At 69.2% G+C, this 13,089-nt stretch carries 12 protein-coding genes; all 12 read right to left on the bottom strand.

Annotated elements, in window-relative coordinates:
* Window positions 1-20: 20 nt before the first annotated feature.
* Window positions 21-413 (bottom strand): cytidine deaminase, encoded by a 393-nt coding sequence (locus ACYU7G_RS12655; RefSeq protein WP_461108350.1) that lies wholly within the window; start codon window positions 411-413, stop codon window positions 21-23.
* Between the two features lie 13 nt (window positions 414-426).
* The gene (locus ACYU7G_RS12650) at window positions 427-1,722 is read right to left on the bottom strand and encodes an ABC transporter permease (protein ID WP_461108348.1); all 1,296 of its coding nucleotides are present in this window, start codon (window positions 1,720-1,722) and stop codon (window positions 427-429) included.
* On the bottom strand, window positions 1,719-2,942 hold the full coding sequence (locus tag ACYU7G_RS12645) for an ABC transporter permease (RefSeq protein ID WP_461108346.1): 1,224 nt from the start codon (window positions 2,940-2,942) through the stop codon (window positions 1,719-1,721). The genes ACYU7G_RS12650 and ACYU7G_RS12645 overlap by 4 nt, the downstream gene beginning before the upstream one ends.
* Window positions 2,935-4,476 (bottom strand): ABC transporter ATP-binding protein, encoded by a 1,542-nt coding sequence (locus tag ACYU7G_RS12640; RefSeq protein WP_461108344.1) that lies wholly within the window; start codon window positions 4,474-4,476, stop codon window positions 2,935-2,937. The genes ACYU7G_RS12645 and ACYU7G_RS12640 overlap by 8 nt, the downstream gene beginning before the upstream one ends.
* Before the next feature lie 114 nt (window positions 4,477-4,590).
* The gene (locus tag ACYU7G_RS12635) at window positions 4,591-5,742 is read right to left on the bottom strand and encodes a BMP family lipoprotein (protein WP_461108342.1); all 1,152 of its coding nucleotides are present in this window, start codon (window positions 5,740-5,742) and stop codon (window positions 4,591-4,593) included.
* A 94-nt stretch (window positions 5,743-5,836) separates the two neighbouring features.
* Window positions 5,837-7,045, bottom strand: a complete 1,209-nt coding sequence (locus ACYU7G_RS12630) for a phosphotransferase (protein WP_461108340.1) — start codon at window positions 7,043-7,045, stop codon at window positions 5,837-5,839.
* Window positions 7,038-8,375, bottom strand: a complete 1,338-nt coding sequence (locus tag ACYU7G_RS12625) for a hemolysin family protein (protein WP_461108338.1) — start codon at window positions 8,373-8,375, stop codon at window positions 7,038-7,040. The genes ACYU7G_RS12630 and ACYU7G_RS12625 overlap by 8 nt, the downstream gene beginning before the upstream one ends.
* Window positions 8,376-8,394: 19 nt before the next feature.
* Window positions 8,395-9,234 (bottom strand): formyltetrahydrofolate deformylase, encoded by an 840-nt coding sequence (gene purU, locus ACYU7G_RS12620; RefSeq protein ID WP_461108336.1) that lies wholly within the window; start codon window positions 9,232-9,234, stop codon window positions 8,395-8,397.
* 83 nt (window positions 9,235-9,317) lie between these two features.
* Window positions 9,318-10,307: a malate dehydrogenase gene (locus ACYU7G_RS12615; protein WP_461108334.1), complete on the bottom strand. Its 990-nt coding sequence runs from the start codon at window positions 10,305-10,307 to the stop codon at window positions 9,318-9,320.
* A 59-nt stretch (window positions 10,308-10,366) separates the two neighbouring features.
* A complete protein-coding gene (locus tag ACYU7G_RS12610; protein WP_461108332.1) occupies window positions 10,367-10,660 on the bottom strand; it encodes a DUF3017 domain-containing protein in 294 nt (97 codons plus the stop codon).
* Window positions 10,644-11,504, bottom strand: a complete 861-nt coding sequence (locus tag ACYU7G_RS12605; RefSeq protein WP_461108330.1) for a bifunctional methylenetetrahydrofolate dehydrogenase/methenyltetrahydrofolate cyclohydrolase — start codon at window positions 11,502-11,504, stop codon at window positions 10,644-10,646. The genes ACYU7G_RS12610 and ACYU7G_RS12605 overlap by 17 nt, the downstream gene beginning before the upstream one ends.
* 11 nt (window positions 11,505-11,515) lie before the next feature.
* Window positions 11,516-13,072: a bifunctional phosphoribosylaminoimidazolecarboxamide formyltransferase/IMP cyclohydrolase gene (gene purH / locus ACYU7G_RS12600; protein WP_461108328.1), complete on the bottom strand. Its 1,557-nt coding sequence runs from the start codon at window positions 13,070-13,072 to the stop codon at window positions 11,516-11,518.
* Window positions 13,073-13,089 lie beyond the last annotated feature (17 nt).

Raw genomic sequence — 13,089 nt, 5'->3', positions numbered from 1 at the left:
TACCGGTTTGGGCGTCCGACCTATCGGAGGTTGTGGGGTCCGAAGGCCTGTGGCAGGACGTCGTCGAGGGTCCGGATCCCCTCCGGGGTCTCCATCACCAACTCGGGGCCGCCGAACTCGTACAGCAGTTGGCGGCAGCGCCCGCAGGGCATCAGCACGTCACCGTTGCCGTCCACGCAGGTGAAGCGGACCAGCCGCCCTCCCCCGCCCAACGCCAGCGCGGAGACCAGCCCGCACTCGGCGCACAGGGTCACGCCGTAGCTGGCGTTCTCCACGTTGCAACCGGACACGACCCGGCCGTCGTCGACCACGGCCGCCGCTCCGACCGGGTACTTCGAGTACGGCACGTAGGCCCGCTGCGACGCCGCCACGGCGGTGGCACGCAGCGCGTCCCAGTCGAACTCCTCGGACATGTGGACCTCCCGGTCAGGACGACTTGATGAACGGCTGGCCGTCGGCGGCGGGCCCACGAACCCGGCCGACGAGACCCGCCACGGCGATGATGGTGGCCACGTAGGGCAGCATCAGCAGGAAGGTGCTGTCGATCGGGCTCCCCAGCGGGTTCAGGGTCTGGCCGAGCTGGGTGACGAACCCGAAGAACAGCGCCATCAGTGCGGCCAGCACGGGGTGCCAGCGGCCCATGATCAGGGCGGCGAGGGCAATGAAGCCGTTGCCGACGGTCAGGTCCGGCCGGAAGGCGCCGGTGGACCCGATGGTGAAGTAGGCGCCGCCCAGTCCGGCCATCACACCGCCAAGCAGCACCGATGCGGACTTGGTCCACACCACGTTGATGCCGACGGTGTCGGCCGCGTGCGGGTGCTCGCCCACGGAACGCACCCGCAGGCCCCACTTGGTCTTGAAGAGCAGGAACCAGGCCAACGGGACCGCCAGGATGGCGATGTAGGCCAGCGGGGTCTGGTTGAAAAGGATCGGCCCGAAGAACGGGATCTTGTCCAGCACAGGGATCGGGACCCTGGGCATGATCGGCACCGCGTTGTACCTGCCGGGGTCCGAGCTGACCAACTGTTTGAACAGGAAGCCGGTGAGCCCGGAGGCCAGCAGGTTGATCACGACGCCGAGGATGACGTGGTCCATCAGGTACTTGAGGCTGAACAGTGCGAGCACCGCAGCCATCGCGACGCCGGCGAGGACACCGGCGACCAGCCCGGCCAACAGCGACTTGGTCAGGGAGGCGGTGATGCCGGCTGCGAACGCCGCGGTCAGGAACTGGCCCTCGATCGCGACGTTGACCACGCCGGCGCGCTCGGAGAACACGCCACACAGGGCTCCCAGCACCAGCGGCGTCGCCACCGCGAGGGTGCCGCGCAACTGGTTGGTGAGGGTGAACGGCAGGTCGCTGCCAGCAGCCACCCAGGTGACGAACCCGAGCACCACTGCGATCCCGGCCAGGATCCCGAGGATCCTGCGGACCCTCCCGGCACCCCGGTTGGTCAGGAACGCGGCGGCAGCCACCAGCACGACCACCGCGCAGATCGCCACCGTGACGGTGCCGGGCAGCGGGACGACGGGCAGTTGCACGGCGTCGAAGGCGTCGGACAGCGCGATCCTGGCCACACCGTCGGCGGAGAAGATGGCCCACACCAGCAGGAGCCCGACCACGAGCAGCAGGCCGCCCGTGGAGAGTCGCTGGATCCGGTCCTGGCCGGCTTCCACCGCGGCCACGTGCTCAGTGCCGAGGGCCCTGGTGTCCGTCGCGGTCATGCCGAGACCTCCTTCTTGGACTTGTCAGACCTGGCCGCGTTCGCCGGCCGCCGCTCCCGCAGCGCCGGCACCAGCCAGGTGACGAACTTGGGAGCCGCCACGAAGAGCACGATCAGAGCCTGGATGAGTGATGTGAGCTCCGAGGGGGTCTGTGCCTCGGCGCTCATGGTGAGGCCGCCAGCCTTCATGGCCCCGAACAGCAGTCCGGCGGCCACGATGCCGAGTGGTCTTGACCTGCCGAGCAACGCCACCGTGATGGCGTCGAAACCGACGCCGCCGACGATGCCCGCGGACAACTGGGGCGGGAAACTGGTGAGGAGGGTTGGCGCCATCACCATCTGCGCACCGGCCAGTCCGGCCAGGCCACCGGCGAAGGCCATCGCCACCATGGTGACCCGGCCCACGCTCATGCCCGCGGTTTCGGCGGCGTGCGGGTTGTGGCCGATGGCCCGGATCTGGAAGCCCAGCGTGGTGCGCTCCAGCAGCCACCAGACCGCGAAGGCGGCCAACAGCGCCAGCAGGAACCCGAGGTGCAGGCGCGTCCCCGCCAGTCTGGGCAGGGTGGCGGTCCACTCGATCTGCGGTGAGATCGGGTCGGTCCGCCCGGGCATCTGGAACCACCGGGTGATCAGCAGATAGCCCAGCAGGCCACTCGCGATGTGGTTCAGCATGATGGTGCTGATGACCTCGTGCGCCCCGGTGCGGGCCTTCAGGAAGCCGGCGATGCCGCCCCAGATGGCGCCGGAGATGATGGCGCAGATGATGGCCAGCGGGATGTGGAGCACCATCGGCAGACCGGTGATGCTGAACCCGATCCAGGCACCGACGATGGCGCCCCAGATGGCCTGCCCCTGCCCACCGATGTTGAACAGGCCCGCACGGAACGCGAGCCCGACGCCGAGGCCGGCGCAGATCAGGGGCGCGGCCTGTGCGGTGGTCTCCGTGATTGCACCCCAGGAGCCGAGCGAACCCCGGATGAGGGCGCCGAAGGCGAGGGTGATCTTGTCCCAGGCTGCGCCGAGCGCGTCAGTGGGCCGGTCGAAGAAGTAGGCGAACTTGCTCACCACGTTCGGGTCCGAGACCACCATCACCACGGCACCGACGACGAACGCCAGCACCAGGGCGATCAACGTGGTGACCACACCCACCCAGCGCCGGCCCTGGGCCGGTGCACCGGGTGCAGCCGTGACCACCTTCTCCGCCGCGCTCTCCTCAGTCATCGCTGGCCTCCTCGGAGCCCTCGTCCTGCTTGATCCCGGCCATCATCAGGCCGAGCACCTCGCGTGGGGTGTTGGGTGGGACGACACCGACGATCCCGCCCCGGTACATGACCGCGATCCGGTCCGCCAGCGACTCCACCTCGTCGAGTTCCGTGGACACGATCAGCACGGCGGTGCCGCGGTCCCGTTCCTCGATGATGCGCTTGTGCAGGAACTCGATGGCGCCGACGTCGACGCCACGGGTCGGTTGGTTGGCGATCAGCAGGCTCAGCGGCCGGGACAGTTCCCGAGCGAGCACCACCTTCTGCTGGTTGCCGCCGGAGAGCGCCTTGACGGGCTGGGTCTCGCCGGAGGTGCGGATGTCGAACTCCTCGATCCGTTCCCTGGCGTTGCTGGAGATCTCCTTGAGTTTCAGGTTGCCCGAGTTCGCGAACTCGTGGGGGCGGTTCAGCACCAGGTTCTCCGCGATGGAGAAGTCCCCCACGAAGCCGTCGCGCTGGCGGTCCTCCGGGACGAACCCCAGACCGGCGGCGATGGTCTGTTTCGGCGAGGCGTGGGTGATGTCGACACCGTCGAGGGTGGCGGAGCCGGAGACCACGGGCAGGGTCCCCAGCAGCGCGGCCGCGAGTTCGCTCTGGCCGTTGCCCTGGACGCCTGCGACGCACAGCACCTCCCCGCCCTCGACGGTGAGGTCGAGGTGGTCGACGACGATGGTGCCGGCGTGGTCGGCCACGGTGAAGTCCTCCAGCACGAGCCGCTCGCCCGAGCGTTCCGGCTGGTGCTTGTCCACCTTCAGGTTGACGGCCCGGCCAACCATGAGTTCGGCCAGTTCCGACTCACTTGCGCTCGGCTCGGCGCGGCCGACCACCTTGCCGCGCCGGATGACCGTGATGTCGTCGGCGACGGCGCGGACCTCGCGCAGCTTGTGGGTGATGAAGCAGATGGCGCGGCCCTCGTCGCGGAGGGTGCGCATGATCTCCATGAGCTCGTCGATCTCCTGCGGGGTCAGCACCGCGGTGGGCTCGTCGAAGACCAGGTAGTGGGCGTCGTTGGCGAGGGCCTTGAGGATCTCCACCCGCTGTTGGATGCCCACCGGGAGGTTCTCCACGAGCGCGTCGGGGTCCACGTCGAGCTTGTAGCGGTCCGAGAGCTCACGGACCATCTTCCGGGCGGCACCGAGGTCCAGCAGCCCGAAGCTGCCGGGCTCACGTCCGAGCACGAGGTTCTCGGCGACGGTGAACACCGGGATCAGCATGAAGTGCTGGTGGACCATGCCGATACCGGCAGCCATGGCCTTCTTGGAGCTGGTGAGGTGCAGCTCACGCGCGCCGATGCTGATGGTGCCCTCGTCCGCCTCGAGCAGGCCGTAGAGGATGTTCATCAGGGTCGACTTGCCCGCGCCGTTCTCGCCCAGCAGGCAGTGGATGCGGCCGGGGACGAGGTCCACCGTGATGCCGTCGTTGGCCGTCAGTGAGCCGAATCTCTTGGTGATGCCTTCGAGACGCAACACCTGGTCTTGGACCGTGGCTGTCACATGACCTCCTGGGAACGGGCCGCCGATGGCCGGATTTGCAACTGGGAACATTCAAGCAAATGGAGGGCCTGAGCGGGAGAAGACTCCCGATCAGGCCCTCCAGGTGCTGTCAGATCACTTCGGCTGGGCCGTGGAGGTGATCACGATCTCGCCGGAGATGATGTCTGCGGTGAGCTGGTCCAGCTCGGCGCGCAGCTCGTCGGAGACCTCGTCCTCGAACTCGTGGAACGGGGACAGGCCCGTGCCACCGTTCTCGAGGGTCCCGACGAACGGGTCAGCGGTGAGCGCACCGTCCATGGAGGCCTGGATGGCCTCGAAGACGGCCACGTCCATGCCCTTGTAGACCGAGGTGATGATCGAGGAGCAGTACTCGGCGGCCGAGAGGCAGCCGTCGGTGTCCACCCAGATGGCCTTGACCTGGCCACCGGAGGCCTGCGCGGCCTGGAGGCCACCGAGGCCGGCGGGACCGGCGACGGGCAGGATGATGTCGGCGCCCTGGGCGATCAGGGTGTCGGCGGTCTCCTTGCCACCGGCCTGGTTCTGGAACGGGTCGTCACCCGGCACGAACTGGCCGTCCTGCGTCTCGGCGTTCCAGCCGATGACGTTGACGTCGGTGCCCTTGACCTCGTTGTGGTGGGCGACGCCCTGCGCGAAGCCGTCCATGAAGATGGTCACGGTGGGGATCTTGGCGCCACCGAAGGTGCCGACGGTACCGGTCTCGGACATCGCGGCGGCCAGGTAGCCGGCCAGGAACGAGGACTCGGCGGTGTTGAAGATCAGGCCCTTGGCGTTGTCGACGCCCTCGAAGGAGGAGTTGTCGACGATGGCGAAGTCGACGTCGGGGTTCTGCTTCGCGGCGGCCTCGGTGGCGGTGGCGAGCAGGAAGCCGACGGTGACCACGATGTTGCAGTTGGCGTCGATCATGGCCTGGACGTTGGGCGCGAAGTCCGACTCTGCGTTGGACTCGATCTCCGCGGTCTCGATGCCGAGCTCGTCGCGGGCCTGGACGAGGCCGTTGTAGGCGGTCTCGTTGAACGACTTGTCGTCGAAGCCGCCCGAGTCGGAGACCATGCACGCCTTGAAGTCGCTCACGGCGGCGGTCTCGGTGGGCTCCTCCGCGGTGGTCTCCTCCGTGGTGGGCTCCTCGGCGACGGTGTCGGACACGGAGGGCTCCGTGGTGGTCTCCGGCGGGGCCTCGGCGCATGCGGTGAGTGCGAGGGCGCTCGCGCCGAGGACGGCGGCAAGCTTGAACAGGGTCTTCTTCACTTGGGATCCTCCTGAGGCTGATGGGCTACCTGAAGATACAGCGAGCCGTATAACGAATGCACACCAACCCGCCAATCGTTACCGACCTGCAACCTCAGGCGACCTGCCTGACAAGGGCAAGTGCCGAGCGCACCATCTGGCGTGTGGTCTCCTGCCAGTGCGGTTCCTGGCCGCGGTACGGACCGGTGGCCAGGCTGATGACAACGGCGGCCGCGCGCAGCCGCAGCTCCACCGGGTCCACCCGCTCGTCGAAGACCGGCACCCAGCGCGCGAGCAGGTCACGCACCTTCGCGGCCTGCTGCGGGTTCATCCGCTGGATGGTGGACAGGTGCGCGATCAGGCAGGCCAGGTCGTCGGCACGACGCCCGGGTCCGATGGTGTCGACGTCGAGGATCCCGACCAGGCGGCCGTCGGCGACGCGGAGCTGGCCCTCGTGGAAGTCGCCGTGGGTGGCCTCGTCGCCGGGCGGGTAGCCGGCCAGGCCCGCGGTGATGGTCCGGCTGGCCCAGTCGAGGTCCTGCCCGACGTCGGGCAGCGCGGCCTTGACCATGCCCGCGTAGTGGGCGACGGCGTCGGACCACGGTGGTCTGCGTTCCAGCTCGGCGACGCCGGCGGGCATCGCGTCGAGCACCCCGATGAGCTGTTCGGCGGTGCACGGGTCGCCCGGGTCGAAGATGGCCTTGGCCATCGCCCGCCCCGGGAGTTCGCGCAGCATCATCAGGTGGTCGGAGGTGTGGAGCGCCACTTCTGGTGCGGGCACCCCGGCCTGCCGCAGCATCAGGTGCTTGCCCAGCACGTCGTTGAACAGCTTCGGCCGCAGCACCTTGATGTAGAAGACCTCGCGCGGGTCGTTGACCACCAGCTTCACCACGGCGCGCCGACGCGGTCGGTAGCCGATCATCGTCAGGCTCAGCTGTTCGGCTGTCACGGGACGCCCCAGCGTGTGCTCTGCGTTGAGCAGCGCCGCCAACTGGTCCGGGAACGCGGCGCGTGGCAGCCCGGGCAGGTCCGGGTCATTGGGATAGATCCACACCGCCACCTCGCGGTTGCCGTCGGCGAAGATCTCGGCGTTGGAGTCGGACTCCAGCAACTCCCCGGAGCGGGCGCTGACCCCGAGGAGTTCGCTGCGGTCGCCGTACGGCCAGCGCACCTGCGCCAGGTACGTGGCGGTGGTGGAGTGCTCCGGGTTGGTGTCCACGTGGTCCAGGGACCAGGACAGCATCTGGCCCCCGGCGTGCTCGACGGCCACCCGCAGCAGCGGTTCGACGTCGGGTCCGGTCAGCAGCCTCGAACCGTCATCCATCGGAGACCGCCTCGGACGGGTCCGTCCCCCTGATGACGGTCAGGCGCGCGGCCCTGCGGCCGTCGAGTTCGGAGACCACGAACGTGAACGGCATGCCGACGGCGTCCTCCTCGGGCGCCGGCCCGTCCCCGTGCAGCGCCACCGTGACCCGATCCCCCACCGCGGGCAGCCGCCCGAGCAGCGCCATCACGTACCCGGCGACGGTGTCGTAGGGCCCCTCGGGGATCACGTGGCCGCTCGCTTCTGCGAACTCCTCGATGGTGGTGAGGCCGTCGATGCGGTTCACCTCGTCGACGATGGTCTCCCCCACGACGTCGTACTCGTCGGTGATGTCGCCGATGATCTCCTCGATCAGGTCCTCCATTGTGACGATGCCGGCGGTGCCGCCGTACTCGTCGCGGACGATGGCCATGTGCGCACCCGCGGCGCGCATGGAGTTGAGGGCGCGCAGGATGCGGACGGTCTCGGGCAGGCTGAGGATGGGGCGCACGATGGAGCGCAGGTCGCCCTGCCGGGCGGCTCCCTCGAGGTCCATCAGGTCACGCACGTGCAGGAAGCCGATCACCCGGTCCACCGAGCCGTCGGTCACGGGGTAGCGGGAGTGGGGTGCACCGCGGACCTCGCGGTAGGCGCGCTGCACGGGCATGTCGGCCGGCAGGAAGGTGACCTCGGTGCGCGGCACCATCACCTCGCGCAGCGTGTGCTCGCCCGCGTCGAAGACCTCGTCGACGATGCTGCGCTCCACGCTGCCGAGGCTGTTGGCGCCGGCCACGATGGCGCGCAGTTCCTCGTTGCTGACCTCGTCGCGGGCCTGCTTCGGGTCGCCGCCCAGCAGCCGGACGAGGAGGTCCGTGGAGACCCCGAGGAGCCAGATCACCGGTCGCATCACGGTGGCGATCCCGGAGACCAGCGGCGCCAGCGCAAGGGCGAACCCCTCGGCGCGCTGCATCGCGAGCCGCTTGGCGGTGAGCTCACCGACGACGATCGAGAAGTAGGAGATCACCACCGTGATCACCACCAGCGCCACCGTGCCGGCCACGCCCTCGGGCATCCCCCAGCCCACCAGGACGGGCGAGAGCCGGTCCGCGAGCGTGGCACCACCGAAGGCCGCGGACAGGAAGCCCGCGAGGGTGACGCCGATCTGCACGGCGGACAGGAACAGGTTGGGGTTGCTGGTGAGGTTCTCGATGGCCCGCCCCCGCTTGCCGCGGGTGGCGAGTTGCTTGACCTGGCTGTCGCGCAGGCTCACCAGGGCCATCTCGGCGGCGGCGAACACGCCTCCCACCAGGATGAAAAGCAGGATCAGGCCGGCATCGGCGAGGACACTCATGCCGGTGACTCCGACGGGGTCATCGGAAGATCACCGTGCGGTTCGCGTCGGCCAGCACGCGATGCTCGGCGAACAACCGCACCGCCTCCGCGAGGGTCTGGGACTCCTGGTTCTGCCCCTTTCGCACGAGCTTGGACACGGACATGGTGTGGTCCACCCGCACCACGTTCTGCTCGATGATCGGTCCCTCGTCGAGGTCGCTGGTGACGAAGTGCGCCGTCGCGCCGATCAGCTTCACGCCGCGCGTGTGGGCCTGCCGGTAGGGGTTGGCGCCCTTGAAACCGGGCAGGAAGGAATGGTGGATGTTGATGGCACGGCCCGCGAGGAACTCGCACAACTCGGGGCTGAGGATCTGCATGTAGCGCGCCAGCACCACCAGTTCGATGTCCTGCTCCTCGACGACGCGACGCACCTCGGCCTCGAAGTCGGCCTTCGTCTCGGGCGTGACCACCCGGTGGGTGAAGGCCACGTCGTAGAAGCCGGCCAGGTCCGCGAGTACGTCGTGGTTGGCCATGATGCCGCGCACGTCGATGGGCAGTTCTCCCCCGCGCCAGCGGAACAGCAGGTCGTTGACGGCGTGGGCGGCCTTGGAAGCCAGGATCAGCGTCCGCACCGGCTCCCGGGCGCCGTGCACCTCGAAGGTGGCGCCGAAGTCCGCGGTGGCGGCGGCCACGGCCTCGCTGAGCCGGTCCGCGTCCGGGGTGTCCAGCTGGATCCGGATGAAGAACTCACCCGAGTCCGGGGAGGAGAACTGCTGCAGCTCCGTGATGGTGCCGCCCGCCTCGACGATGGCGCCGGTGATGGCGTGCACGATGCCGGGGCGGTCGGGGCACTGCAGGGTCAGGACTAGGTCGAGCATGCCCAGAACTCTAGTGGGTGTCCCGGAAGTGCGACGAGCCCCGACGGAGCGTGTCCGTCGGGGCTCGTCCTGCCGGCCTCGGGTCAGATCAGGCCGAGTTCGGTGACCGCGTTGCGCTCCTCCACCAGTTCGGCGACGGAGGCGTCGATGCGGGCGCGGCTGAAGTCGTTGATCTCCAGGCTCTGGACGATCTCGTACTTGCCGTCGATGACGGTGCACGGGAAGGAGGACACGATGCCCTCGGGGACCCCGTAGGAGCCGTCGGACGGCACGGACATGGAGACCCAGTCACCCTCGGGGGTGCCCAGCACCCAGTCGCGCATGTGCTCGACGGTGGCGTTGGCTGCCGAGGCGGCCGAGGACAGGCCGCGGGCCTCGATGATCTCGGCGCCGCGCTTGGCCACCTTGGGGATGAAGGTGCCCTCGATCCAGGCCTGGTCGTTGACGACCTCGGCTGCGGACTTGTCGCCGATGCGGGCGTTGAACAGGTCCGGGTACTGGGTGGCGGAGTGGTTGCCCCAGATGGTCATGTGGGAGATGTCGGAGACGGCGACGCCGGTCTTGGCGGCGAGCTGGCTCAGCGCACGGTTGTGGTCCAGCCGGGTGAGGGCGTTGAACTGCTCGGCCGGGATGTCCGGGGCGTTCTTCATGGCGATCAGCGCGTTGGTGTTGGCCGGGTTGCCGGTGACGAGCACCTTCACGTCGTCGGCGGCCACGGCGTTCAGGGCCTTGCCCTGGGCGGTGAAGATGGCACCGTTGGCGCTGAGCAGGTCGCTGCGCTCCATGCCGGCCTTGCGGGGCATGGCACCCACGAGCATGGCCAGGTTGACGCCGTCGAAGACCTTGTTCGGGTCGTCGCCGATCTCGATGCCCGCCAGGTTCGGGAACGCGCAGTCGTCCAGTTCCATGACGACGCCCTCGAGGGCCTTCAGCGCGGGCGTGATCTCCAGCAGGCGCAGTTCGATCGGGCGGTCGCCCAGCAGCGAGCCGCTGGCGATGCGGAACAGCAGGCTGTAGCAGATCTGGCCGGCGGCGCCGGTCACGGCAATCTTGACGGGAGCCTCAGTGCTCACAGGGGGCCTCTTCCTTGGTTCGGTTGTTGGTTGTTCGGTTCATCCCCGACGATACTGCCCTAGGGCGTGCCGGGCACCACCAGGGCCAGCGTCGCGATGGCGCCACCCAGCAGGACCATGCCGAGGACGTCGATCCAGCGGCGACGCACCACCAGCAGCCCGGCGATCCGGTCCGGCAGGACGAGCCGCAGGAACGCCGCCAGCCAGAGGGCACCCGCGATCACGACGGGGCCCTTGCGCCAGCTGCCGATGGAGATCAGCACCACCCCGGCCGCTGCGACGGCTACGGCCAGCAGGAGCGGCCACAGGTTGGACGGGAGCTCCTCGGCCGGTTTGTCAGGCCTGTCCCGCATGCAGCGCTTCCGCCCGGTCCACGACGTTGGACAGCAGCATGGCGCGGGTCATGGGCCCGACCCCGCCCGGGTTCGGGGTGACCCAGGACGCCTTGTCCCACACGTCCGGGGCCAGGTCCCCGACGGTCTTGCCGTCCACGCGGGACACGCCCACGTCGACGCACACGGCGCCCTCCTTGATCATGTCCGCCGTGACCATGCCGGGCACGCCCGCGGCGGCCACGACGATGTCTGCGCGGCGGGTGTGGGCCGCGAGGTCCTTGGTGCCGGTGTGGCAAAGGGTGACGGTGGCGTTCTCGCTGCGGCGGGTGAGGATCAGCCCCAGGGGGCGTCCGACGGTGATGCCGCGGCCCACCACCACCACTTCGGCACCCTTCCACTCCACCTCGTGGCGGCGGAGCAGTTCGACGATGCCGCGCGGGGTGCACGGCAGCGTGGCCGGCTCCCCGAGCACGAGCTTGCCGAGGTTGATCGGGTGCAGCCCGTCGGCGTCCTTGTCCGGATCGATCAGGGACAGTGCCCAGTTCTCGTCCAGGTGCTTCGGGATGGGCAGCTGCACGATGTAGCCGGTGCAGGCCGGGTCCGTGTTGAGGCCCTCGATGGCCTGCTCCAACTGCAGGGCGGTCGTGTCCTCGGGCAGTTCCACCTGGATGGAGTGGATGCCCACCTGCTCGCAATCCCGGTGCTTCATGCGCACGTAGTTCTGGCTGGCCGGATCCGATCCGACGAGCACCGTGGCCAGGCCTGGGATGACACCTTCGGCGCTGAGCGCCGCCACCCGCTCCTTCAGCTCCTCCTTGATCTTCGCGGCCGTCGCCTTGCCGTCCAGGGGGTTCGCAGTCATCTGGGTTCCTCTCAGTGGAAGAAGTGTCGGGTGCCGGTGAAGTAGAGCGCCACGCCCGCAGCCTTGCACGCCTCGATGGTCTCGTCGTCGCGGATGGAGCCGCCGGGCTGCACGATCGCCTTCACGCCACCGTCGATGAGGATCTGGGGACCGTCGCTGAAGGGGAAGAACGCGTCGGACGCGGCCACGGACCCTGCGGCGCGCTCGCCGGCGCGCTCGACGGCCAGCTTGCAGGAGTCGACGCGGTTGACCTGCCCCATGCCAACTCCCACGGAGGCGCCGCCGGAGGCCAGCAGGATGGCGTTGGACTTCACGGAGCGGCAGGCGCGCCACGCGAACTCGAGGTCGGCGAGGGTGGCCTTGTCGACGGCCTCCCCGGCGGCGAGCGTCCAGTTGGCCGCGGCGTCGCCCTCGGCGTCGATGCGGTCGGGCTGCTGCAGCAGGGCACCGCCGCTGATCGGGTGCAGGCTGCGCTCGCGGTGGCTGTAGGGCGCGGCCTTGAGCAGGCGGATGTTCTTCTTGCGGGTGAGGATCTCCAGGGCGCCGTCCTCGAAGTCGGGCGCGATGATCACCTCGGTGAAGATGTCCTTGACGGTCTCGGCCATCGCCACGGAGACGGGCCGGTTGGTTGCGATGACGCCGCCGAAGGCGGAGACCGGGTCGCACTCGTGGGCCCTGCGGTGGGCCTCTGCGATGTCGGCGCCGACGGCGATGCCGCACGGGTTGGCGTGCTTGATGATGGCCACGCACGGCTCGTCGAAGTCGTACGCGGCGCGGTATGCGGCGTCGCCGTCGGTGTAGTTGTTGTAGCTCATCGCCTTGCCGTGGAGCAGTTCGGCCTGCGTGATGCCCGCCGGACCGGCCTCGTAGGAGTAGAGCGCGGCGCCCTGGTGGGAGTTCTCGCCGTAGCGCAGCCCGGAGACCTTCTCCCAACTGCCGCCCACCCACTCGGGGAACCCGTCCTCGGCCTGCTCCACGACGGTGGTGGCCATCCAGTTGGCGACGGCGACGTCGTACGCGGCGGTGTGCCGGAACGCGGCGGCGGCGAGTTCCTTGCGCGCGGCGAGGGTGAACCCGCCCTCTGTGAGGGCGGCACGCACGCCGTCGTACTGGGCCGGGGAGGTGACCACGGCCACCGACGGGTGGTTCTTGGCTGCGGCGCGCACCATGGTGGGGCCGCCGATGTCGATCTGCTCGACGCACTCGTCCTCACCGGCGCCCGAGGCGACGGTGGCGGCGAACGGGTAGAGGTTGACCACCACGAGGTCGAAGGGGGCGACGTCGAGCTCGGCCAGCTGGCGGACGTGGTCGTCGAGACGGCGGTCGGCGAGGATGCCGGCGTGGACCTTGGGATGGAGGGTCTTGACGCGCCCGTCGAGGCACTCGGGGAACCCGGTGAGCTCCTCGACAGGGGTGACCGGGATGCCCGCGGCTGCCACCTTGGCGGCGGTGGAGCCGGTGGAGACGATCTCGACCCCGGCCTCGTGCAGCGCTCCTGCGAGTTCGGTCAGGCCGGTCTTGTCGTAGACGGACACGAGTGCCCTGCGCAGCGGGATCAGGTTGGTCACGAGATTCTCTTTTCCGT

It is taken from the genome of Tessaracoccus terricola, assembly GCF_054776555.1.
This window is presented reverse-complemented; position numbering and strand designations above follow the sequence as displayed.